The sequence below is a fragment of the Enterobacter cloacae complex sp. EB5 genome (genome assembly GCF_031432835.1).
Taxonomy (GTDB): Bacteria; Pseudomonadota; Gammaproteobacteria; order Enterobacterales; family Enterobacteriaceae; genus Enterobacter; species Enterobacter hormaechei_C.
Genome location: NZ_CP133860.1, coordinates 302803 through 325931 on the forward strand (window position 1 = coordinate 302803; position 23129 = coordinate 325931).

Genomic DNA, 23129 nt, shown 5'->3' on the forward strand with positions numbered 1-23129 from the left:
GCGCCCGTCCCGACAACAACGGGATGACAATATGGTGAGGTGTCCGAGTGGCTGAAGGAGCACGCCTGGAAAGTGTGTATACGGCAACGTATCGGGGGTTCGAATCCCCCCCTCACCGCCATATTTGAAGAAGAGCTCGCATGAAAATGCGGGCTTTTTTTTCGCATGTTGCACGCCTTTGGGGGGATGAGAACCCCCGACCGGGGTTCGACAACTGGCGCAGCCAGTTGGACAGACTGAGAGCGTAGCGAACAGGCTGCCCGAAGGGCGAGCGAAGCGAGTCAATCCCCCCCTCACCGCCATATTTGAAGAAGAGCTCGCATGAAAATGCGGGCTTTTTTTTCGCATGTTGCACGCCTTTGGGGGGATGAGAACCCCCGACCGGGGTTCGACAACTGGCGCAGCCAGTTGGACAGACTGAGAGCGTAGCGAACAGGCTGCCCGAAGGGCGAGCGAAGCGAGTCAATCCCCCCCTCACCGCCATATTTGAAGAAGAGCTCGCATGAAAATGCGGGCTTTTTTTTCGCATGTTGCACGCCTTTGGGGGGATGAGAACCCCCGACCGGGGTTCGACAACTGGCGCAGCCAGTTGGACAGACTGAGAGCGTAGCGAACAGGCTGCCCGAAGGGCGAGCGAAGCGAGTCAATCCCCCCCTCACCGCCATATTTGAAGAAGAGCTCGCATGAAAATGCGGGCTTTTTTCTTTTATATTCTATTCGCTCCCTGCGCTCTTTATGTCGGGTGGCGCTACGCTTACCCGACCTACAAAAAGCTAGTCTTCAACCATCTTTGCGTACTCTTCGGTGAGAAAATCCACCAGCGTCCTGACCGATGGCAGCAGGCCGCGCCGGGATGGATACACCGCGTGGATCACTTCCCGTCTGGGTTCCCAGGCATTCAGCACCCGAACAAGTTCACCTGAAGCCAGCTGATCCTTCACCATCAAAATGGGCAGCTGTACCACGCCCACGCCCGCCATCGCCACCTCCCGCAGCGCCAGCATGTCGGTAGTCACCAGGCGCGGCGTGAAGTGAATTTCTGCCTTTGCGCCCTCCGGCCCGCTCAATTCCCACTTATGCAGGTGCTTGCCCGCCCCCATACTTAACCCCGGCCACTCGCTGAGTTCAGAGGGCATCGCCGGGTTGCCCATCCGTTCAATCAGTGCCGGTCCGGCAACCAGACAGTGCCCCCTGTCCGCCAGCACCCTTAATACCAGATCGCTGTCATCAAACGGGCGCGGACGAACGCGGATCGCCACATCCACCCCCTCCGCCACCAGATCGACCCGGCGGTTGGTGGCTTCAAGCTGGAGGTTGATCCCCGGATAGCGCGCCATAAACCGCGCCAGCATGGGCCCCACGTGAACGTGCAGCAAGGTGACAGGACAGGTGATCCGGACCATACCGCGCGGCTCAGCCTGTAAAGCAGCCACCGCCTCCTCCGCAGCTTCAGCTTCCACCAGCATGGCTTTACAGTGCTGATAGAATGTCTGCCCCACCTCCGTCACCGCAAACTGCCGCGTGGTACGTTGTATCAACCGAACGCCCAGGCGTTCTTCCAGCTGCGCAATCCGACGGCTCAGTTTCGACTTAGGCTGATCGAGCGCCCGACCCGCCGCCGCAAAGCCACCATGCTCCACTACCTTCACAAACCATACGAAATCATTGAGATCCTGCATACGCCTCCATTGTTCCATTTATGGAACAGTGAATGTCATTTTTGCTATCTACCGGGATATTAACCCTGAATATAAGCTAATTCCATCAACAGGACATCAGGAGTTAATCATGAAAAACGTAACAGGCGTGTATACCGCACCTCGGCCGCACTGGGTCGGTGACGGTTTTCCGGTTCGTTCGATGTTTTCTTACCAGACGCACGGCGAGCCCCTGAGCCCGTTCCTGCTGCTGGACTACGCCGGACCACATACCTTCCCGGCGGACGGCGCGAAACGCGGCGTGGGCGAGCATCCTCATCGCGGTTTTGAAACGGTGACCATCGTCTACTCAGGCGAAGTGGAGCACCGTGATTCCACCGGCAGAGGCGGCGTTATTGGCCCAGGCGACGTGCAGTGGATGACGGCGGGCGCAGGCATTTTGCACGAGGAGTTCCACTCCAGCGCGTTTTCGCAGAAAGGCGGTGAACTGAAAATGATGCAGCTGTGGGTCAACCTGCCCGCCAAAGACAAAATGGCGACGCCTGGCTACCAGAGCATCACTCAGGCGGATATCCCGGTGGTCACCCTGCCGGATAACAGCGGAACATTGCGCGTGATTGCTGGCCGTTTTGGAGAGGTAACCGGCCCGGCGCATACCTTCTCACCGCTGAACGTGTGGGATCTCGCGCTGCACCAGGGTAGCCATCTGACGCTCAATCAGCCCGAAGGCTGGAGCACGGCGCTGGTTGTCGTTGAAGGCAGCGTGACGGTGAACGGCACCACGCCTGCCGGTGAGGCGCAACTGGTCGTGCTGAGTCAGAGCGGTGACAAACTGCATCTCGAAGCCAGCAGCGATGCCAAAGTGCTGCTGATGGCCGGGGAGCCGCTGAATGAACCCATCGTGGGCTATGGCCCGTTTGTGATGAACAGTAAAACCGAAATTGCCGAGGCTATTCGCGATTTCAACTCCGGCCGCTTTGGCCAAATCTAAACGTAATAAGGAGCGCATTATGTCTACCCCTGCAAACTTCAACGGTGCACGTCCCGTTATTGACGTAAACGATGCCGTTATGCTGCTTATCGATCACCAGAGCGGGCTGTTCCAGACCGTCGGCGACATGCCAATGCCTGAGCTGCGCGCCCGTGCAGCGGCGCTGGCAAAAATCGCCTCGCTGGCGAAGATTCCGGTGATCACCACGGCGTCGGTTCCACAGGGACCGAACGGCCCGCTTATCCCGGAGATCCACGCCAACGCGCCGCACGCACAGTATGTGGCACGCAAGGGTGAGATCAACGCCTGGGATAACCCGGAGTTCGTGGCGGCGGTGAAAGCCACCGGGCGCAAAACGCTGATTATCGCGGGGACGATCACCAGCGTCTGCATGGCCTTCCCGTCCATCAGCGCGGTGGCGGACGGGTACAAAGTGTTTGCGGTGATTGATGCCTCCGGCACCTACAGCAAAATGGCGCAGGAGATCACCCTGGCGCGCGTGGTTCAGGCAGGCGTGGTGCCGATGGACACGGCAGCCGTTGCTTCCGAAATTCAGCGCACGTGGAACCGTGAAGATGCGGGTGAATGGGCTGAGGTGTACACACACATCTTCCCGGCCTACCAGCTGCTGATCGAAAGCTACAGCAAAGCGCAGGACGTGGTGAAAAATAGCGAAGTGCTCGATTCGCAGCGTTAATCCTGCGCGCTGCGACATAAGCTGATTAAGGCTTAACCGAACAAGCACGAATGCTGAAAATCTGCTTGACCGTTTTAGCGCAACTCCCTATAGTAGCGCCCCGTTGCCCCCCAAGCGGTCAGGCAGCAAAACAATATGGTGAGGTGTCCGAGTGGCTGAAGGAGCACGCCTGGAAAGTGTGTATACGGCAACGTATCGGGGGTTCGAATCCCCCCCTCACCGCCATATTTGAAGAAGAGCTCGCATGAAAATGCGAGCTTTTTTTTTTGCATGTTGCACGACTGTAGGGGGATTCGCCCCCTGGAACTCTCTGCGCTCTTCACGCCTGGTGGCGCTGCGCTTACCAGGCCTACGATCGGGGGTTTTGTAGGTCGGGTAAGCGCAGCGCCACCCGACATCACGCCCGCACAAAAAACAAAGCCCGGTTTCCCGGGCCTTGAACGCAACTGCACACTCAGTAATACGCTTGTAGCGTGCGCTGGCAGAGCGCCGAGCGCACACAGTCATCTTTGGTGAAGCGTACCACCCCTATCATTTCATCTTCCTCAAAACGTGACATGGCGTCGCTCAGTCCGGACTTCACGCCGGACGGCAGGTCACACTGGGTAATATCGCCATTGACGATAACCGTCACGTTCTCCCCGAGGCGCGTTAAAAACATCTTCATTTGCGCAGCGGTCACGTTCTGAGCCTCGTCAAGAATAACGACCGCATTTTCAAATGTACGTCCGCGCATATAGGCGAACGGCGCGATTTCCACCTTGCCAATCTCTGGTCGCAGGCAGTACTGCATAAAGGAAGCGCCCAGCCGCTTCACCAGCACGTCATAGACGGGCCTGAAGTACGGGGCAAACTTCTCGGAAATATCACCGGGCAGGAAGCCCAGATCTTCATCCGCTTGCAGTACCGGACGGGTAACGATGATCCTTTCCACGTCCTTATGAATCAGCGCCTCCGCCGCTTTGGCGGCACTGATCCAGGTTTTCCCGCATCCGGCTTCCCCGGTTGCAAAGATGAGCTGTTTACTCTCGATAGCATTCAGGTAGTGCGCCTGAGCTTCATTCCGCGCCACAATTGGCGATGCATCGCGGCTGTCCCGCGCCATGCCAATGGATTCTACGCCGCTCATCTGCACAAGCGAGGTGACCGATTCTTCTTCACGCTGTTTATGGCTACGTGAATCCCGTCTCAGCACACGTTTTGCTTCACGACGAGCTTTGATCACTGCTTTCTGTCTTCCCATGGATAGCACCTTGAGTTGTTGGTATTCATCACACGCGCCAGCATCGGCACGATTATGCGCACGAACATCAGAGGGTTGGCTTCCTTGTAAGCCATTGCTTGCATTACCGGATGACGATATACAACGGCTACGCGCACCGTTATGCACGTCGGTAGAAAAAGGTTCTTGAGGTGAAGGAGAGAATTTGGTGGTGAGGAAATCGCTGCCGGAGTCTGAGCCTCCGCGCCGGGTACTGCGGTTGATGTGTTTACCTTGTCCAGTACAGGACGCAACCATTCGCGATCTCCATAGTGAGTTAACATCACTGCCGGGAACTACCGCTGTCTTATCTTAAGTACATCAGGGATTATCACAAATGCAACATTTATTTTACCTGAATGCAACTTTTCAGACTGCCCCTACATGGAAAATCAGTCTTATATAGAAATATTACAGAAATATAACAATAAGATAGTCCTTCGAAAAAATAATGTCCCCGCGAACTGTCGCAGGGACGATTATCAGGCTTCTATCAGACCCTGAGCGAGCCAGGCGTTCGCGTCACGCGCGCCGGGCAGGGCAAAGAAATAGCCGCCGCCGATGGGCTTGATATACTCCTCCAGCGCTTCGCCGTTGAGCCGCTTCTGCACGGTGAGGAATCCCTTCTCCAGATCGTGCTGATAGCAGACAAACAGCAGTCCCATATCAAGCTGACCTGAGTTGGTCACCCCCAGCGAGTAGCTGTAGCCCCTGCGCATCATCAGGCTGGATTGCGTCTCTTTGGTGCGAGGATTGGCGAGGCGAATATGGCTGTCCAGCGCGATGACATCCCCGTTCGGATCGCGGGCGTAGTCGGGTTCATCGTGCTCGTGCTTCATGCCGAGCGGTGCGCCGGTTTGCTTATCGCGACCGAAGATAGTTTGCTGCTCTTTCAGCGGCGTGCGGTCCCAGAACTCCACGTGGAACTGAATGATACGCACCGCCTGATAGCTGCCGCCCACCGCCCAGGCCGGTTCACCCTGATCCGCCGTCACCCAGACCACGTTGTTCATCAACGCGGCATTGCTGCTGTCCGGGTTGGCGGTGCCGTCTTTGAAGCCCAGCAGGTTGACCGGCGTCTCTTTCCCTTTACTGCGCGCAGCGTGGTCAGAGATAAAACCTTCCCGCTTCCAGCGCACGCTCAGCAGATCCGGGGTGTGCTTGATGATATCGCGCAGGGCGTGGATCACCGTATCCTGGGTATTGGCGCAGATCTGCAACAGCAGATCGCCGTGGCACAGCGCCGCGTCGAGAGAGTCATTCGGGAATCGCGTCATTTTTTGCAGCGCTTTCGGCTTCTGCTTCGCCAGTCCGTAGCGATCATCAAACAGCGATTCCCCCACCGACACGGTGATGGTCAGATTATCGGGAGCGATAAACGCCCCGAGGATCCCGGAATCCATTGGCGGCAGGCGCGGATTCGGTGTTTCCGGTGCCGGACCACCCGCGGTAAGAAATGCAATGCGCGCCGTCAGCAGGCGGAACAGCCGCTCAAGGTCGGCCTTATCACTCGCCAGCGAATCGAAAGCCACCAGCATCATCGAGGCCTGCTGCGGCGTCAGGATCCCCGCCTGGTGCTCACCATAAAACGGCTGCGTTTCCATACGCGCATCCGGGGAGAGCGTGCCGGGGGCGCTTTGCGGTTTTGCCGCATGCGCCACCGGACAGCCGCCCGCCAGGGCAAACGCGCCGCCCAGCGCCCCTACCCCTTTTAACAACCGACGTCGGGAAGGTTCCGCCACGTCGTACTCGTCATGCTTGTTCATCGTTTAATCCAGACCCAGTACGCCACGCAGCAGGGAGAGATCTTCCGCCAGCGTCGTAATCGGGCCTTTCAGCGCGTTACGGTCTGCATCGGTCAGCTTGTCGTAGGTTTCGAACCCGTCTTTGGTGCGGTATTTCGCCAGAATAGCGTCAACTTTCTTAAAGTTGGCATCCACTTTCGCCAGCAGTTCGCCGTTCTCTTTTTGCAGCTGAGGCCGCAGCAGATCGACAATTTTCTGTGCGCCGTCGACGTTCGCCTGGAAGTCCCACAGGTCGGTGTGGCTGTAACGATCTTCTTCACCGCTGATTTTGCTGGCGGCCACTTCTTCAATCAGGCCCGCTGCGCCACCCACCACTTTCGACGGTGGGAATGCCAGCTCGCTGATGCGTTTTTGCAGCTCCAGCACGTCGCTGTTGAGCTGCTCGGCGTATTTCTCCATCCCACTGGTGGAGTTATCGCCAAACAGGGCTTTTTCCAGACGGTGGAAGCCGGTGAATTTCGGATCGGCGGCCTTCTGCTCGTAGTCGTCTTCACGGGCGTCAATGCTGCCATCGAGGTCAGAGAACAGTTCGGCAATCGGCTCAATGCGCTCGTAGTGCTGACGGGTAGGCGCATACAGGGATTTCGCTTTTTCGATGTCGCCCGCTTTCACCGCGTCGGTAAAGGCTTTGGTGCCTGCCACCAGGTCCGCTGTCTCTTTGGTGACATAGGCTTTATAGGCGGTAATGGCGTCGCCGAGGCTCAGCAGCGCCGTGCCTTTGGCCGCGTCCGCCGTCGCTGCGCCTTTGACGATCAGCTTACCTTTCGGGTTAGTCAGCAGGCCGCAGGTCATGTCATATTCCCCGGGCTGAAGATTTGCGGTCATCTTCTGGCTGAAGCCCGGCGCGATATTCTCGCGCTCTTCCACCACCATCACGCCTTTCAGGATTTCCCACTCCAGCGCCTTCTGGCTGTGGTTCTGAATAATAAACTGCGTTTTACCGCTGTTAACCGTGATGGTCATCGGCTCGCACTGTTTATCGTTGACGGTGACTTTGACCTGCGGAATATCTGCCGCCTGAGCGGTGAAGGCAGACACGAACAGCGCGGCAATGCCTGCGCATAACGCACTACGACGGAACTGAATGGCCATGACTCTTCCCTTTAAAAGTATGTTGTAACTAAAACAGCACTTACGGCGCAACGCGCGACGTCTGTGAGCCGGTACGCGGCGGCATAGCGAACAGGATCAGCGCTGGCACCAGATAGATAAAGTACATCGCCACTTCGCTGACGCTCGGCGTTTCCTGGTAGCCGAAGATCCCTTCGAGCAGGGTACCGGTCAGTGAATGGGTCGACAGGACGTTGCTGAGATCGAACGCCACGTCCTGGAAGTGGTTCCACAGACCCGCTTCGTGGAAGGCGCGGATCGCCCCTGCCGCCAGCCCCGCGGCCACCAGCAGAATAAACAGGCTGGTCCACTTGAAGAACGCACCCAGGTTAAGACGAATGCCGCCCCAGTAGAGCAGGAAGCCAAGCACAACCGCCGTGGCCAGCCCAAGCATCGCGCCCAGCGGCGGCCAGATGCCCACGTCCTGCTGAAAAGCCGCGAGCAGGAAGAACACAGACTCCAGGCCTTCACGCGCCACGGCGAAAAAGACCATCATGATCAGCGCCCAGCCGTGGTGGTTGCCTTTTTGCAGGGCGTTGTCCACCGCCTGCTCAAGCTGTACCTTCACGTTACGGGAGACCTTGCGCATCCAGAACACCATCCAGGTGAGGATCACCACCGCAATTACGGCGACGATCCCTTCAAACAGCTCCTGCTCTTTCTGAGGAAATTCACCGGTGGTTTCGTTGATAAGAATACCCAGCCCCAGGCAGAGCGCCGCGGCAAGGAAAACGCCAACCCACATCACGCCAATCCAGCGTCCGCGCTGGGTACGCTTCAGATAACTGGCGATAAGGCTAACAATCAGGGCCGCTTCAAGGCCTTCACGTAACATAATGAGAAAAGGAACAAACATGCCGACACCTTAAATGTTTATCGCGGTCAACTGATGCAAAGAAAGGTAAATTCTTGTGATAGTGATTATCATTACGGCAAGAAGAAAAACAAGCGAAATGTGTTGCGTTTTGATGACCAGATGTAAACGCATTGCGGAGTAATAATTGCCTGAGTAACCGTTACGTTTATAAGGTATAACGAAAATGCCCATTTACGGTTAACCGGGGCTGTGGCTAAATGTCCGCCTCGAAAACCAACTGAAAATAAGCCATGTTTAAAATTGTCCATTTCCTGCTGGCGCTGGTGATTATTCTTGCGCTCGCCTGGCTGGTGAGTTTCGACCGCCGAAAAATTCGTATTCGTTTCGTTTTACAGCTGATCGTGATTGAAATTGCGCTGGCGTTCTTTTTCCTCCACGCAGAAAGCGGCCTGTTTATTATTAAATACGTCTCCGGTTTCTTTGAGTCGCTGCTTAAATTCGCTGCCGAAGGGACGAATTTTGTCTTTGGCGGGATGGGTGAAAAAGGGCTGGCATTTATTTTCCTTGGCGTGCTCTGCCCCATTATTTTTATCTCGGCGCTGATTGGTATTCTTCAGCACTGGCGCATTCTGCCGATTTTTATTCGGGTGATCGGGACGCTACTGTCAAAACTGAACGGCATGGGCAAGCTTGAATCCTTTAACGCGGTGAGCTCACTGATCCTCGGTCAGTCGGAAAACTTCATTGCCTACAAGGGCGTACTCGGGGATCTCTCCTCGCGTCGTCTGTTTACGATGGCTGCCACGGCCATGTCGACGGTGTCGCTGTCGATTGTCGGCGCCTATATGACCATGCTCGACGCCAGATTTGTCGTCGCGGCGCTGATCCTGAACATGTTCAGCACCTTTATTATTCTTTCAGTCATTAACCCGACCCGCCCGGAAGCGGAGCCGGATATCAGGCTGGAAAAACTGCACGAATCCCAGAGCTTCTTTGAAATGCTGGGCGAGTATATTCTGGCCGGTTTTAAGGTGGCGATGATTATTCTGGCGATGCTGATTGGTTTTATCGCCCTTATTAGCGCCGTTAACGCCCTCTTCTCCAGTATATTTGGCATGAGCTTCCAGCAGATTCTGGGTTATGTGTTTTATCCGCTGGCGTGGCTTATTGGTATTCCGCTGAGCAATGCCTTAAACGCGGGGAGCATTATGGCAACAAAACTGGTGGCGAATGAATTTGTGGCGATGATCGAGCTGCAAAAAATAGCCCATCAAATGTCACCGCGCGGGCTGGGTATTTTGTCCGTGTTCCTGGTGTCGTTCGCGAACTTCGCCTCCATCGGCATCATCGCCGGGGCGATTAAGGGCCTGAACGAGCAGCAGGGCAACGTGGTGTCGCGGTTTGGTTTGCGTCTGGTGTACGGCGCGACGCTGGTGAGCCTGCTGTCGGCGAGCTTTGCGGGGTTGGTGCTGTAAGTTTTGTGCCCGGCGGCGCTTCGCTTGCACGGGCCTACGATACAACAACGGCGGGTTATCCCGCCGTTTTCATTAAAACTGCACGCACACCGGCTGGTCGACCCGCATCACCGACTCCTGCGCGAAACGTGACTTATAGATCCCGCGCAACGCTTCAATATTCTTCTCGCTCTGCGCATCTTTACCGTGGATCAGCATCAATGCCTTGCTGGGTTCGCGCGCCACTTTGCCATCGTTACCCAGCCACTGCCCACGCGCATCAAATACCGTTAAGCCATCGCGAAAGCGCGGCGTCACGTCCTGGTCGACAAACTGTTGCCACTCACTGCCGGTAATCTGCGCCCCGGCAGGACGGTTTAAGCCGAAATAGAGCGTGGTCTGCTGCATCTGGTTATCCGCTTTGCAGGTTTCTACCGGCGCGCGTTGCATTGGTGAATTACAGCCCGCCAGCATCACGAATGCCGCCGCCATCAACCCTGTTTTAATCATCATTTATTATTACTCACACTGGTGAACGGTCTGTTCCCTCTCCCCACCGGGGAGAGGGTTAGGGTGAGGGGGTATGTTTTTACTCAGCCTGGAGCTTAGACGGCGGCGCTGAGTGATAGTGCGCGTCCGCCTCCGCAAAGCGTTTCTGCATCGCGGCAGACGGCGCTTTACCCAGCAGGCTAAACACCACAATACCGAGGCTGCCGAAGATGAAGCCCGGGATGATTTCGTACAGGCCTAGCCACGCGAACTGTTTCCAGACGATAACGGTAACCGCACCGATAATCATCCCTGCCAGCGCGCCGTTGCGGGTCATGCGTGACCACAGTACAGAGAACAGCACCACCGGACCAAATGCGGCGCCAAAGCCCGCCCACGCGTAGCTCACCAGCCCCAGGACGCGGTTTTCCGGGTTTGCCGCCAGCGCAATCGCCACCAGCGCAACCAGCAGCACCATAAAGCGCCCTACCCACACCAGCTCTTTCTGACTCGCGCCCTTACGCAGGAACGCTTTGTAAAGGTCTTCGGTGATGGCGCTGGAGCACACCAGCAGCTGACAGCTAAGGGTGGACATCACCGCAGCGAGGATCGCGGAGAGCAGAATACCGGCAATCCACGGGTTGAACAGGATCTGCGCCAGCTCGATGAACACGCGCTCGGCGTTCTGGTTCACCGCGCCCGCCTGCGCCGGGTTGTTGTTGAAGTACGCGATACCGAAGAAGCCGACCGCACACGCCCCCGCCAGACACAGGATCATCCACGTCATGCTGATACGACGCGCGTGAACGATGGTGTGGTGGGAATCCGCCGCCATGAAGCGCGCCAGAATGTGCGGCTGGCCGAAGTAGCCCAGGCCCCAGCCCATCAGAGAGACGATGGCGACGAAGTTCAGCCCTTTCAGCATATCGACGTTTTCGATGCTCTTCTGCTTGATCACTTCCAGCGATTCGCCAAAGCCGCCGACGGTGAAAATGACAATCACCGGAGTGAGGATCAGGGCGAAGATCATCAGGCTCGCCTGCACGGTATCGGTCCAGCTTACCGCCAGGAATCCGCCCACGAAGGTATAGAGGATGGTCGCGGCCGCACCGGCCCACAGCGCCGTTTCATAGCTCATGCCGAAGGTGCTTTCGAACAGGCGCGCGCCCGCCACGATGCCGGAGGCACAGTAGATGGTGAAGAACAGCAGGATCACCACCGCAGAGATAATGCGCAGGATACGGCTGTTATCTTCAAAGCGTCCGGTGAAGTAGTCCGGCAGCGTCAGGGCGTTGTTGTTGGCTTCGGTGTGCACGCGCAGACGGCCTGCCACCAGCTTCCAGTTGATCCACGCGCCAACGGTCAGGCCGATGGCGATCCAGCTTTCGGAGATACCGGAGATGAAAATCGCGCCCGGCAGCCCCATCAGCAGCCAGCCGCTCATGTCGGAAGCGCCCGCAGAGAGTGCAGTGACCATCGGGCCTAAGCTGCGCCCGCCGAGGATGTAGTCGTCAAAGTTTTTAGTGGAACGCCATGCCAAAAACCCTATCAGGATCATGCCAAAAATATAAACGAGAAATGTCACCAGCATCGGTGTGCTAATAGCCATTCAAATTCTCCAAAATGTCGAGCGACAACCGTCCGGGTTGCCTTGTTATGTCATCACCGGAACGTAGTGATGTGTGTATGTGTTTCCGTTGGGCGCGCTATCCTGCCGTATACGCATCCCACTGACAAACGATTTAACACTGCATTTACATGAATTTCATCCCTGGTTTTATACGTCTTTCCTATAGGTTGCACTCGCTCACGCTTTTACGGGTTGCACCTTTAAAAAGTGTTAAGCACCGCATAAAAACTGGGCTCAGAAACGACCCCACGTTCTTTTTCACAGCTAACTAATCGTTAACAATCCATTCATTTTTCAGCTTGCAGACCAGGTCACATTTAACACGGTTGCACAAAGTTGCAACATGGTGGATATTTCACGCTATCAACAGAACGCTACTACAGAACAACAGGAGTTTTGGCATGGGGATGACCACCATGGGGGTTAAGCTGGATGACGCTACCCGCGAACGGATTAAAACCGCTGCGACCCGCATTGACCGCACACCGCACTGGTTAATCAAGCAGGCGATTTTTAACTATCTGGAAAGACTGGAGAGCGAAGAAGGTCTGCCGGAGCTGCCTGCCCTGCTGGCGGGCGCAGCGAACGAAAGCGAAGAGGCCGCGACGGCCGTTGAAGAGAACCACCAGCCGTTCCTGGAATTTGCCGAGCAGATCCTGCCGCAGTCCGTCAGCCGCGCCGCCATTACCGGCGCCTACCGCCGTGCCGAAACCGACGCCGTGCCGATGCTCCTGGAGCAGGCGCGCCTGCCGGAAGCCGTTGCCGCTCAGGCGCACAGCCTGGCGTATCAGCTCGCCGACAAGCTGCGTAATCAGAAAACCGCCAGCGGACGCGCCGGTATGGTGCAGGGTCTGTTGCAGGAGTTCTCCCTCTCCTCGCAGGAAGGCGTGGCGCTGATGTGTCTGGCGGAAGCGCTGCTGCGTATTCCGGATAAAGCCACCCGTGACGCCCTGATCCGCGACAAAATCAGCAACGGCAACTGGCACTCCCACATTGGCCGCAGTCCGTCCCTGTTCGTTAACGCCGCCACCTGGGGCCTGCTGTTTACCGGCAAGCTGGTCTCCACCCATAACGAAGCCAACCTGTCGCGCTCACTGAACCGCATCATCGGCAAGAGCGGCGAGCCGCTGATCCGCAAGGGCGTGGACATGGCGATGCGCCTGATGGGCGAGCAGTTCGTCACCGGGGAAACCATTGCCGAAGCGCTGGCGAACGCCCGCAAGCTGGAAGACAAAGGCTTCCGCTACTCCTACGACATGCTGGGTGAAGCGGCGCTGACCGCCGCCGACGCGCAGGCCTACATGGTCTCTTACCAGCAGGCGATCCACGCCATCGGTAAAGCGTCCAACGGCCGCGGTATTTATGAAGGGCCGGGCATCTCTATCAAGCTTTCCGCCCTGCACCCGCGCTACAGCCGCGCGCAGTACGATCGGGTAATGGAAGAACTCTACCCGCGCCTGAAGTCCCTGACCCTGCTGGCGCGCCAGTATGACATCGGCATCAACATCGACGCCGAAGAGGCGGACCGTCTGGAGATCTCCCTCGATCTGCTGGAAAAACTGTGCTTCGAGCCGGAGCTGGCGGGCTGGAACGGGATTGGTTTCGTCATCCAGGCCTACCAGAAACGCTGTCCGTTCGTTATTGATTACCTGATTGACCTGGCAAGCCGTAGCCGTCGCCGCCTGATGATCCGCCTGGTAAAAGGCGCCTACTGGGACAGCGAAATCAAACGCGCCCAGATGGAAGGTCTGGAAGGTTATCCGGTCTATACCCGCAAGGTCTACACCGACGTCTCTTACCTCGCCTGCGCGAAAAAACTGCTCGGCGTGCCGAACCTGATTTATCCGCAGTTCGCCACCCACAACGCCCACACCCTGGCGGCGATCTACAGCCTCGCGGGTCAGAACTACTATCCGGGCCAGTACGAGTTCCAGTGCCTGCACGGCATGGGCGAACCGCTGTACGAGCAGGTCACCGGTAAAGTGGCGGACGGCAAGCTGAACCGTCCGTGCCGTATTTATGCCCCGGTTGGGACACACGAAACCCTGCTGGCCTACCTGGTGCGTCGTCTGCTGGAGAACGGGGCGAACACCTCCTTCGTTAACCGCATCGCCGACACCACCCTGCCGCTGGACGAACTGGTGGCCGACCCGGTACAGGCCGTTGAGAAGATGGCGGCGCAGGAGGGCCAGATTGGTCTGCCGCATCCGAAGATTGCCCTGCCGCGCGAGCTGTATGGTGCAGGTCGCGTCAACTCGGCGGGTCTGGATCTCGCCAACGAACACCGTCTGGCGTCGCTCTCTTCCGCCCTGCTTAACAGCGCATTGCAGAAGTGGCAGGCCAAACCGATCCTTGAGCAGTCCGTTGAGGACGGTGAAATGCAGCCGGTGATCAACCCGGCAGAGCCGAAGGATATCGTCGGCTACGTGCGCGAAGCCACGGAAGCGGAAGTGGAGCAGGCCCTGGAGAGCGCGGTGAACAACGCGCCAATCTGGTTTGCCACCCCGCCGCAGGAGCGTGCCGCCATTCTGGAACGCGCGGCGGTGCTGATGGAAGATCAGATGCAGCAGCTGATCGGCATTCTGGTGCGTGAAGCGGGTAAAACCTTCAGCAACGCCATCGCCGAAGTGCGCGAGGCGGTCGACTTCCTGCACTACTACGCGGGTCAGGTGCGCGATGATTTCGACAACGAAACCCACCGTCCGCTCGGCCCGGTGGTGTGTATCAGCCCGTGGAACTTCCCGCTCGCGATCTTCACCGGCCAGATTGCCGCGGCGCTGGCCGCAGGCAACAGCGTGCTGGCAAAACCGGCAGAGCAGACCCCGCTGATTGCCGCCCAGGGCATTAACATTCTGCTGGAAGCGGGCGTACCGGCGGGCGTGGTGCAGCTGCTGCCAGGGCGCGGTGAAACGGTCGGCGCCAAACTGACCTCCGATAACCGCGTGCGCGGCGTGATGTTTACCGGTTCGACCGAAGTGGCCTCCCTGCTGCAACGCAACATCGCCCCCCGTCTGGATGCGCAGGGCCGTCCTACCCCGCTGATCGCTGAAACCGGCGGCATGAACGCCATGATCGTGGACTCCTCCGCGCTCACCGAGCAGGTCGTCGTTGACGTGCTGGCCTCTGCCTTCGACAGCGCGGGCCAACGCTGTTCCGCCCTGCGCGTATTGTGCTTACAGGATGACGTGGCTGACCACACGCTGAAGATGCTGCGCGGTGCGATGGCGGAATGCCGCATGGGCAACCCGGGCCGTCTCACCACCGACATCGGGCCGGTGATCGACGCGGAAGCCAAAGCCAACATTGAAAACCACATTCAGACCATGCGTGCCAAAGGCCGTCCGGTGTTCCAGGCGGTGCGCGAGAACAGCGAAGATGCCCGCGAGTGGCAGACCGGCACCTTCGTGCCGCCAACGCTGATTGAGCTGGCAAGCTTCGACGAGCTGAAAAAAGAGGTCTTCGGTCCGGTACTGCACGTGGTGCGCTACAACCGTAACAACCTCAACGAGCTGATCGATCAGATCAACGCCTCGGGTTACGGCCTGACGCTTGGCGTGCATACCCGTATCGACGAAACCATTGCCCAGGTGACCGGCACTGCCAAAGTCGGCAACCTGTACGTCAACCGCAACATGGTTGGCGCGGTCGTGGGCGTGCAGCCGTTCGGCGGTGAAGGTCTCTCCGGCACCGGTCCGAAAGCGGGCGGTCCGCTCTATCTGTACCGCCTGCTGGCAAACCGTCCGGAAAATGCGCTAGGCGTGACGCTGGCGCGTCAGGACGCTGAATATCCGGTGGATGCGCAGGTGAAAGCCGTGCTGACCCAGCCGCTGGACGCGCTGATTAAGTGGGCTGAAAATCGTCCCGAGCTGCGTGCGATTGCACAGCAGTACGGCGAGCTGGCGCAGGCGGGAACACAGCGTCTGCTGCCGGGTCCAACCGGTGAGCGCAACACCTGGACGCTGATGCCGCGCGAGCGTGTGCTGTGCGTGGCGGATAACGAGCAGGATGCGCTGGTGCAGCTGGCAGCCGCAACGGCAACGGGCTGTGAGGTGCTGTGGCCGGAAGATGCCCTGCATCGCGACCTCGCCAAACAGCTGCCAAAAGCGGTCTCGGCCCGCATTCGCTTTGCGAAGGCCGATGCCCTGCTGACCCAGCCGTTTGACGCGGTGATCTACCACGGTGATTCTGACCAGCTGCGCGAACTGTGCGAGCAGGTGGCGGCCCGCAGCGGCGCGATTGTCTCGGTGCAGGGCTTCGCCCGCGGGGAGACCAACCTGCTGCTGGAGCGCCTGTACGTTGAGCGCTCGCTCAGCGTCAACACCGCGGCGGCGGGCGGTAACGCCAGCCTGATGACAATCGGTTAATCGTGTAAACTCTCCCCGGTGACGCTACGCTTACCGGGGCGACAAAACAGCCCAGGCCGGATAAGCACAGCGTATCCGGCTTTTTTACATGGAGGGGATGATGAAAAGAGTATTTCTCGCAGGTGCAGCCCTGCTCATGAGCGCCAGCGCGCTGGCCGACGAGTGCGACAACGCGACCACCCAGCTTGAACTGAACACCTGTAGCGCGCAGCAGTACCAGGCCGCCGATAAAAAGCTCAACGAGACGTATCAGGCCGCCATCAAACGTGCGGCAGCGCCTCAGCGCGATCTGCTGAAAAAGGCGCAGCAGGCGTGGATCAACCTGCGCGATGCGGACTGTGCGTTTATCGGTTCGGGTACGGAAGGCGGGAGCGTTCAGCCAATGATCGTTAACCAGTGTCTGGCGGAGAAAACCGCGGAGCGCGAAGCGTTTCTGGCCACGCTGATGCAGTGTGAAGAGGGCGACTTAAGCTGCCCTCTTCCGCCGGGGAACTAGCGCACGCGGATCCCTTCGATAATCATCCGCTGTACGTTTTCCAGGGTGCTCTGGAAAAACGCCTCGTCCTGGAGCGTTTTACCGGTCACCGCCTCGACCTGGGCCGCGAAGTCAGCGTAGTGCTGGGTTGAGGCCCAAATCATGAAGATCAGATGATGCGGATCGACGGGCGCCAGTTTTCCGCTGGCGACCCATCCGGCAATAATGGCTGATTTATCGTCCACCAGCTGCTTTAGATCTCCCGTCAGCTCCGCCTGCAACAGCGGCGCGCCCTGCAACATCTCCAGACAGAACAGCCTTGATGCCTGCGGGTAATCACGCGACACCTCCAGCTTCAGGCGTATGTACTCCTCTATCGCCACCAGCGGGGCCAGCTCTTCGCGAAATGCTTTAAGTGGTGCGAGCCAGATATCCAGGATCTGCTGCATCACCGCCACATACAGCGCCTCTTTCGACGGGTAGTAGTAGAGCAGATTGGTCTTGGAGACCCCGGCCTGCTCGGCCACCTGCTCAAGGCGCGTGCCGTGAATACCAAACTGCGAAAATGTCTCCAGCGCGGCGCTGAGGATGGCCTGTTTCTTGGCGCTCACCGCCTGCGAACGTTTACCGGGTGTTTTCACTGCGCCTTGTGTCATTTCCGCTCTCCATTTTCTGTCCTGCGCTCAGCATAGCAAAACCCCCGTCTCGCCACGACCTTCTGCACCCTCAGCGCGCATGAGTGCCTGTTTTCTGTGCAATGATTTTGACCAGCTAGTCCACATTTTCGCTGTTAATTTTTACAACCATCATTTAACACCTTGATAACAAAGTAATTTTCAAAACTGGCATTCCCTTTGCAAAAACACCGTGACACCTGCGACGTAATGAAGAGAGGTTCGTGATGAAAATTGGCGTATTTGTACCGATCGGCAACAACGGCTGGCTTATCTCGACCACTGCCCCGCAATACATGCCGACCTTTGAGCTGAATAAAGCCATCGTGCAGAAAGCGGAGCACTACCACTTCGACTTTGCGCTCTCGATGATCAAGCTGCGCGGTTTCGGCGGTAAGACCGAATTCTGGGACCACAATCTGGAGTCTTTCACCCTGATGGCGGGCCTGGCGGCGGTAACCTCGCGCATCCAGATTTACGCCACCGCCGCCACCCTTACCCTTCCCCCGGCAATCGTGGCGCGGATGGCCTCCACCATCGACTCCATCTCCGGCGGGCGCTTTGGCGTTAACCTGGTCACCGGCTGGCAAAAGCCGGAGTACGAGCAGATGGGGATCTGGCCGGGGGACGATTACTTCTCCCGTCGCTACGACTACCTGACTGAATATGTGCAGGTGCTGCGCGATCTGTGGGGCACCGGCAAAAGCGATTTCAAAGGCGACTTCTTCACCATGAACGACTGCCGCGTCAGCCCGCAGCCGTCGGTGCCGATGAAGGTGATTTGCGCCGGGCAGAGCGACGCGGGAATGGAATTTTCCGCGAAATACGCCGACTTTAACTTCTGCTTCGGCAAAGGCGTTAACACCCCTGCCGCCTTCGCGCCCACCGCGGCACGTATGAAAGCGGCCGCCGACAAAACCGGGCGCGAAGTGGGCTCCTACGTGCTGTTTATGGTGATTGCCGACGAAACCGACGACGCCGCGCGCGCCAAATGGGAACGATACAAGGGCGGCGCGGATGACGACGCGCTGCGCTGGCTGACCGAGCAGAGCCAGAAAGATACCCGCTCCGGCGCGGACACCAATGTGCGCCAGATGGCCGACCCGACGTCTGCCGTCAATATCAACATGGGCACGCTGGTTGGCTCGTATGCCAGCGTCGCCAGAATGCTCGACGAAGTGGCTGCCGTGCCCGGCGCCGAAGGCGTGCTGCTGACCTTCGATGATTTTCTCACCGGCGTGGAAACCTTCGGCGAGCGCATTCAGCCGCTGATGCAGTGCCGCGCCCACATCCCTGCCGTGACGAAGGAGGTAGCGTAATGACGACCCTTAACGCTCGCCCGGAAGCCATTACCTTTGACGCGCAGCGCAGCGCGCTGATCGTGGTGGATATGCAAAACGCCTATGCCAGTAAAGGCGGGTATCTGGATCTGGCCGGGTTTGACGTCTCCACCACGCAGCCGGTGATTGAGAACATCAAAACCGCCGTGAGCGCCGCGCGTGCTGCGGGCATGCTGATCGTCTGGTTCCAGAACGGCTGGGACGACCAGTACGTCGAGGCTGGCGGTCCCGGTTCCCCCAACTTTCACAAATCCAACGCCCTGAAAACCATGCGCCAACGGCCCGAACTCCAGGGCTCGCTGCTGGCGAAAGGCGGCTGGGATTATCAGCTGGTAGATGAGCTGGTACCGGAACCCGGCGATATCGTGCTGCCGAAACCGCGCTACAGCGGCTTTTTCAATACCCCGCTCGACAGCCTGCTGCGCAGCCGGGGCATTCGTCATCTGGTGTTCACCGGCATCGCCACCAACGTGTGCGTGGAGTCGACCCTGCGCGACGGCTTTTTCCTCGAGTATTTTGGGGTGGTGCTGGAGGATGCCACCCATCAGGCCGGGCCGGATTTTGCCCAGAAAGCCGCCCTGTTCAATATCGAAACCTTTTTTGGCTGGGTCAGTAACGTCAATGATTTCTGCGACGCGCTGGATCCCCCGCTCGCCCGCATCGCCTGAGGAGAACCGCTATGCCGAAATCCGTGATTATTCCGCCGGGCACCAGCACCCCGATTGCCCCGTTTGTCCCCGGCACCCTCGCCGACGGCGTGGTGTATGTCTCAGGCACGCTGCCGTTTGATAAAGACAACAACGTGGTGTTTATCGATGACCCAAAGGCGCAAACCCGCCACGTGCTGGAGACGATCAAAACCGTGATCGAAACGGCGGGTGGCACGCTGGAGGACGTGACCTTCAACAGCATCTTTATCACCGACTGGAAAAACTACGCCGCGATTAACGAAATCTACGCGGAGTTCTTCCCCGGCGATAAACCGGCGCGGTTTTGCATCCAGTGCGGGCTGGTAAAGCCCGAAGCGCTGGTTGAAATTGCCACCGTTGCACACATCGCGAAGTGAGGCGGCCATGAAACTGTCCATTTCACCGCCCCCCTTTGCGGGCGCGCCCGTGGTGGTGCTGATTGCCGGACTCGGCGGCAGCGGCAACTACTGGCTGCCGCAGCTCGCCGTGCTGGGGCAGGAGTATCAGGTGGTGTGCTACGACCAGCGGGGCACGGGGAATAACCCGGATACCCTGCCGGAAGACTACACCCTCGCACACATGGCCGACGAGCTCGCGCTGGCGTTAGCCGGGGCCGGGATCGCCCGTTACTGCGTGGTCGGTCACGCGCTGGGGGCGCTGGTCGGCCTGCGGCTGGCTATCGATAAGCCCGACGCCCTCACCGCGCTGGTCTGCGTCAACTGCTGGCTGACCCTCAATGCCCATACCCGCCGCTGTTTTGACGTTCGCGAACGCCTGCTGCATGCGGGCGGCGCGCAGGCGTGGGTAGAGGCACAGCCGCTGTTCCTCTACCCGGCAGACTGGATGGCCGCCCGCGCCCCGCGGCTGGAGGCCGAGGACGCGCTGGCGCTGGCCCACTTTCAGGGCAAAGCCAATCTGCTGCGCAGGCTGCATGCCCTGAAGCAGGCCGATTTTAGCCGCCACGCGGCACGCGTTCGCTGCCCCGTGCAGATTATCTGTTCCACCGACGATCTGCTGGTGCCGTCCGTCTGCTCCGCTGAACTGCACGCCGCCCTCCCGCACGCCCGCAAAACGGTCATGCGCCAGGGCGGGCATGCCTGCAACGTGACCGCGCCGGACATCTTTAACACTCTGCTGCTGAACGGGCTTGCGAGCCTGCTGCACAGCCCAGAACCCGCTTTGTAAGGAGCTTGAATGAGCGAAGCCATCACGCCCGCCGCGCTGGAAACGCTGTTTACCGGCGCACGTACCCATAACGGCTGGCTGGATATACCGGTCAGTGACGAGACGCTGCGCGAGATTTATGACCTGATGAAATGGGGGCCGACGTCCGCCAACTGCTCACCGGCGCGCATTGTGTTTGTGCGAAGCCCGGAAGGAAAAGAGAAGCTCCGCCCGGCGCTTTCCAGCGGCAACCTGGAGAAAACGCTCACTGCCCCGGTCACGGCGATTGTCGCCTGGGACAGCGAGTTTTATGAGCGCCTGCCTGAACTGTTCCCGCACGGCGATGCCAGAAGCTGGTTTACCGCAAGCCCCGCGCTGGCGGAAGAGACCGCCTTTCGCAACAGCTCAATGCAGGCCGCGTACCTGATTTTCGCCTGCCGCGCGCTCGGGCTGGACACCGGGCCGATGTCCGGTTTTGACCGGGAAAAAGTGGACGCGGCCTTTTTCACGGGCACGCTGCTCAAAAGCAATCTGCTGATCAACATCGGCTACGGCGATGCGACCAAACTGTACGGACGCCTGCCGCGTCTGGCCTTTGACGATGCCTGCGGGCTGGCGTAAGGAGCGAACGTGATGACACCGGATAAACAAACCTTTCGCGACGCTATGGCCTGCGTCGGCGCAGCGGTCAATATCATCACCACCGACGGCCCGGCGGGAATGGCGGGCTTCACCGCCAGCGCGGTATGCAGCATTACGGATTCCCCGCCTACCCTGCTGGTGTGCCTGAACCGCGGCGCGTCGGTCTGGCCGATTTTCAGCGAGAACCGCACCCTGTGCGTTAACACGCTGAGTGCCGGACAGGAGCCGTTATCCAACCTGTTTGGCGGGAAAACACCGATGGCGGAACGCTTTGCCGCTGCCCGCTGGCAGACAGGCGACACGGGCTGCCCGCGTCTGGAAAATGCGCTGGCCTCGTTCGACTGCCGCATCAGCCAGGTGGTGAGCGTTGGCACTCACGACATTCTGTTTTGCGACATTGTATCCATCGTACGCCACCCGGCGCCGCAAGGGCTGGTGTGGTTCGACCGCGGCTATCACGCACTTATGCGACCCGCCTGTTAATCCGCATTCAGGAGACAGATCATGTTCGGACTTCCCCACTGGCAGTTGAAATCGACCTCCACAGAAGCAGGCGTGGTCGCGCCGGATGAAAGGCTCCCGCTCGGGCAGACAATGGTGATGGGCGTGCAGCACGCGGTCGCGATGTTTGGTGCGACGGTGCTGATGCCCATGCTGATGGGGCTGGATCCTAACCTCGCCATTTTGATGTCGGGTCTGGGTACCCTGCTGTTCTTTTTTGTCACCGGCGGACGTGTGCCCAGCTATCTGGGCTCCAGCGCCGCCTTCGTGGGGGTGGTTATTGCAGCGACCGGGTTTAACGGTCAGGGTATTAACCCCAACCTGAGCGTGGCCCTCGGCGGCATTATCGCCTGTGGGCTGGTCTACACCCTGACCGGTCTGGTGGTGATGAAAGTCGGCACACGCTGGATCGAGCGGATGATGCCCCCCGTCGTCACCGGGGCGGTGGTGATGGCGATAGGCCTGAACCTCGCGCCGATTGCGGTGAAGAGCGTTTCCGGCTCACCGTTTGAAAGTTGGATGGCGGTGATTACGGTGCTGTGCATCGGCGTGGTGGCGGTCTTTACGCGCGGCATGATCCAACGGCTGCTGATCCTGGTCGGGCTGATTGCGGCCTGTCTGGTCTACGCGCTGCTGGCGAACGTGTTCGGCCTCGGCAAACCGGTTGATTTCACACTGATTCACCAGGCCGCCTGGTTCGGCCTGCCGCAGATGACCTCACCCACCTTTAACGCTCAGGCGATGATGCTCATCGCGCCTGTCGCGGTGATTCTGGTGGCTGAAAACCTGGGCCACCTGAAAGCCGTAGCGGGAATGACCGGGCGCAATATGGATCCGTATATGGGACGGGCGTTTGTGGGAGACGGCCTGGCGACCATGCTCTCCGGCTCGGTCGGCGGCAGCGGCGTGACGACCTACGCGGAAAACATCGGCGTGATGGCAGTGACCAAAGTCTATTCGACGCTGGTCTTCGTGGCGGCGGCGGTGATGGCGATGCTGCTCGGCTTTTCTCCGAAATTCGGCGCATTGATCCACACCATCCCGGCACCCGTGATTGGCGGCGCCTCGATTGTGGTATTTGGTTTGATTGCCGTCGCGGGGGCACGTATCTGGGTGCAGAATCATGTTGATCTGAGCCAGAACGGTAATCTGATCATGGTGGCGGTGACGCTGGTGCTGGGGGCGGGTGATTTCGCCCTGACGCTGGGCGGGTTTACGGTGGGCGGGATTGGCACGGCGACCTTCGGCGCGATCCTGCTCAACGCCCTGCTGAGCCGCCGGATGGCTGCCGCGCCGCAGGGCGCCGTGGCGACTCAGGATCCGTGAAATCTACACGTCGGGTGACGGCGACGCCTTACCCGACGTGCA

At 58.9% G+C, this 23129-nt stretch carries 20 protein-coding genes, 2 tRNA genes and 3 other RNA genes; 17 read left to right on the forward strand and 8 right to left on the reverse strand.

Going from position 1 to position 23129, the window contains the following annotated elements; translation table 11 throughout:
* Positions 1–33 precede the first annotated feature (33 nt).
* The 4 genes from RHN82_RS01595 (at position 34) to RHN82_RS01610 (ending at position 664) form a co-directional block, all read left to right on the forward strand.
* Positions 34–121, forward strand: a tRNA-Ser gene (locus tag RHN82_RS01595).
* A 44-nt stretch (positions 122–165) separates the two neighbouring features.
* A non-coding RNA gene (locus RHN82_RS01600) (RtT sRNA) lies at positions 166–302 on the forward strand.
* A 44-nt stretch (positions 303–346) separates the two neighbouring features.
* A non-coding RNA gene (locus RHN82_RS01605) (RtT sRNA) lies at positions 347–483 on the forward strand.
* A 44-nt stretch (positions 484–527) separates the two neighbouring features.
* Positions 528–664: non-coding RNA, RtT sRNA (locus tag RHN82_RS01610), on the forward strand.
* Between the two features lie 109 nt (positions 665–773).
* Here RHN82_RS01610 and RHN82_RS01615 read toward each other — a convergent pair.
* Complete coding sequence (locus RHN82_RS01615; protein WP_047052414.1) at positions 774–1679, reverse strand: LysR family transcriptional regulator; 906 nt, start codon at positions 1677–1679, stop codon at positions 774–776.
* 109 nt (positions 1680–1788) lie between these two features.
* Between RHN82_RS01615 and RHN82_RS01620 the strand changes: the two genes are divergently transcribed.
* The 3 genes from RHN82_RS01620 (at position 1789) to RHN82_RS01630 (ending at position 3571) form a co-directional block, all read left to right on the forward strand.
* Positions 1789–2649: a pirin family protein gene (locus RHN82_RS01620; protein WP_003858066.1), complete on the forward strand. Its 861-nt coding sequence runs from the start codon at positions 1789–1791 to the stop codon at positions 2647–2649.
* A 19-nt stretch (positions 2650–2668) separates the two neighbouring features.
* Positions 2669–3346, forward strand: a complete 678-nt coding sequence (locus RHN82_RS01625) for an isochorismatase family protein (RefSeq protein ID WP_003858068.1) — start codon at positions 2669–2671, stop codon at positions 3344–3346.
* A gap of 137 nt (positions 3347–3483) precedes the next feature.
* Positions 3484–3571: transfer RNA gene (locus RHN82_RS01630), tRNA-Ser, on the forward strand.
* Positions 3572–3800: 229 nt separating this feature from the next.
* Here RHN82_RS01630 and phoH read toward each other — a convergent pair.
* From phoH to efeU, 4 genes are all read right to left on the reverse strand, one after another.
* Positions 3801–4589, reverse strand: coding sequence for a phosphate starvation-inducible protein PhoH (phoH, locus tag RHN82_RS01635; RefSeq protein ID WP_047052678.1), 789 nt, complete (start codon positions 4587–4589; stop codon positions 3801–3803).
* Between the two features lie 500 nt (positions 4590–5089).
* A complete protein-coding gene (gene efeB / locus RHN82_RS01640; protein WP_047052679.1) occupies positions 5090–6373 on the reverse strand; it encodes an iron uptake transporter deferrochelatase/peroxidase subunit in 1284 nt (427 codons plus the stop codon).
* 3 nt (positions 6374–6376) lie between these two features.
* Complete coding sequence (efeO, locus tag RHN82_RS01645) at positions 6377–7504, reverse strand: iron uptake system protein EfeO (RefSeq protein WP_023303411.1); 1128 nt, start codon at positions 7502–7504, stop codon at positions 6377–6379.
* Positions 7505–7544: 40 nt separating this feature from the next.
* Positions 7545–8378: an iron uptake transporter permease EfeU gene (gene efeU, locus RHN82_RS01650; protein WP_003858080.1), complete on the reverse strand. Its 834-nt coding sequence runs from the start codon at positions 8376–8378 to the stop codon at positions 7545–7547.
* A gap of 251 nt (positions 8379–8629) precedes the next feature.
* On the opposite strand from efeU, the gene RHN82_RS01655 reads away from it, so the two are divergent.
* Positions 8630–9814, forward strand: coding sequence for a NupC/NupG family nucleoside CNT transporter (locus tag RHN82_RS01655; RefSeq protein ID WP_047052680.1), 1185 nt, complete (start codon positions 8630–8632; stop codon positions 9812–9814).
* Between the two features lie 72 nt (positions 9815–9886).
* Here RHN82_RS01655 and RHN82_RS01660 read toward each other — a convergent pair whose 3' ends face one another.
* Both RHN82_RS01660 and putP read right to left on the reverse strand, forming a co-directional pair.
* A complete protein-coding gene (locus RHN82_RS01660; protein ID WP_047052681.1) occupies positions 9887–10306 on the reverse strand; it encodes a DUF3574 domain-containing protein in 420 nt (139 codons plus the stop codon).
* Positions 10307–10382: 76 nt separating this feature from the next.
* Complete coding sequence (gene putP / locus RHN82_RS01665; protein WP_047052682.1) at positions 10383–11891, reverse strand: sodium/proline symporter PutP; 1509 nt, start codon at positions 11889–11891, stop codon at positions 10383–10385.
* Positions 11892–12313: 422 nt separating this feature from the next.
* On the opposite strand from putP, the gene putA reads away from it, so the two are divergent.
* Both putA and RHN82_RS01675 read left to right on the forward strand, forming a co-directional pair.
* On the forward strand, positions 12314–16276 hold the full coding sequence (gene putA / locus RHN82_RS01670) for a trifunctional transcriptional regulator/proline dehydrogenase/L-glutamate gamma-semialdehyde dehydrogenase (RefSeq protein ID WP_047052683.1): 3963 nt from the start codon (positions 12314–12316) through the stop codon (positions 16274–16276).
* A 100-nt stretch (positions 16277–16376) separates the two neighbouring features.
* Complete coding sequence (locus RHN82_RS01675; protein ID WP_045911602.1) at positions 16377–16772, forward strand: lysozyme inhibitor LprI family protein; 396 nt, start codon at positions 16377–16379, stop codon at positions 16770–16772.
* Here RHN82_RS01675 and rutR read toward each other — a convergent pair.
* Entirely contained in the window at positions 16769–17407 is a 639-nt protein-coding gene (gene rutR, locus RHN82_RS01680; RefSeq protein ID WP_023324433.1) for an HTH-type transcriptional regulator RutR, read from the reverse strand. The two genes, RHN82_RS01675 and rutR, sit on opposite strands and share 4 nt — an antisense overlap.
* 245 nt (positions 17408–17652) lie before the next feature.
* On the opposite strand from rutR, the gene rutA reads away from it, so the two are divergent.
* Genes rutA through rutG form a run of 7 tightly spaced genes read left to right on the forward strand, consistent with a single transcriptional unit; the run spans position 17653 to position 23087 of the window.
* The gene (rutA, locus tag RHN82_RS01685) at positions 17653–18744 is read left to right on the forward strand and encodes a pyrimidine utilization protein A (protein WP_047052684.1); all 1092 of its coding nucleotides are present in this window, start codon (positions 17653–17655) and stop codon (positions 18742–18744) included.
* On the forward strand, positions 18744–19433 hold the full coding sequence (gene rutB / locus RHN82_RS01690; protein ID WP_047052685.1) for a pyrimidine utilization protein B: 690 nt from the start codon (positions 18744–18746) through the stop codon (positions 19431–19433). The genes rutA and rutB overlap by 1 nt, the downstream gene beginning before the upstream one ends.
* 11 nt (positions 19434–19444) lie before the next feature.
* On the forward strand, positions 19445–19831 hold the full coding sequence (gene rutC / locus RHN82_RS01695) for a pyrimidine utilization protein C (protein ID WP_032670161.1): 387 nt from the start codon (positions 19445–19447) through the stop codon (positions 19829–19831).
* Between the two features lie 7 nt (positions 19832–19838).
* Positions 19839–20639, forward strand: a complete 801-nt coding sequence (rutD, locus tag RHN82_RS01700) for a pyrimidine utilization protein D (protein ID WP_047052686.1) — start codon at positions 19839–19841, stop codon at positions 20637–20639.
* Between the two features lie 9 nt (positions 20640–20648).
* Positions 20649–21239, forward strand: coding sequence for a malonic semialdehyde reductase (locus tag RHN82_RS01705; protein WP_047052687.1), 591 nt, complete (start codon positions 20649–20651; stop codon positions 21237–21239).
* Between the two features lie 12 nt (positions 21240–21251).
* A complete protein-coding gene (gene rutF, locus RHN82_RS01710) occupies positions 21252–21743 on the forward strand; it encodes an NADH-dependent FMN reductase RutF (protein ID WP_047052688.1) in 492 nt (163 codons plus the stop codon).
* Between the two features lie 21 nt (positions 21744–21764).
* The gene (gene rutG / locus RHN82_RS01715) at positions 21765–23087 is read left to right on the forward strand and encodes a pyrimidine utilization transport protein G (RefSeq protein WP_048982825.1); all 1323 of its coding nucleotides are present in this window, start codon (positions 21765–21767) and stop codon (positions 23085–23087) included.
* Positions 23088–23129 lie beyond the last annotated feature (42 nt).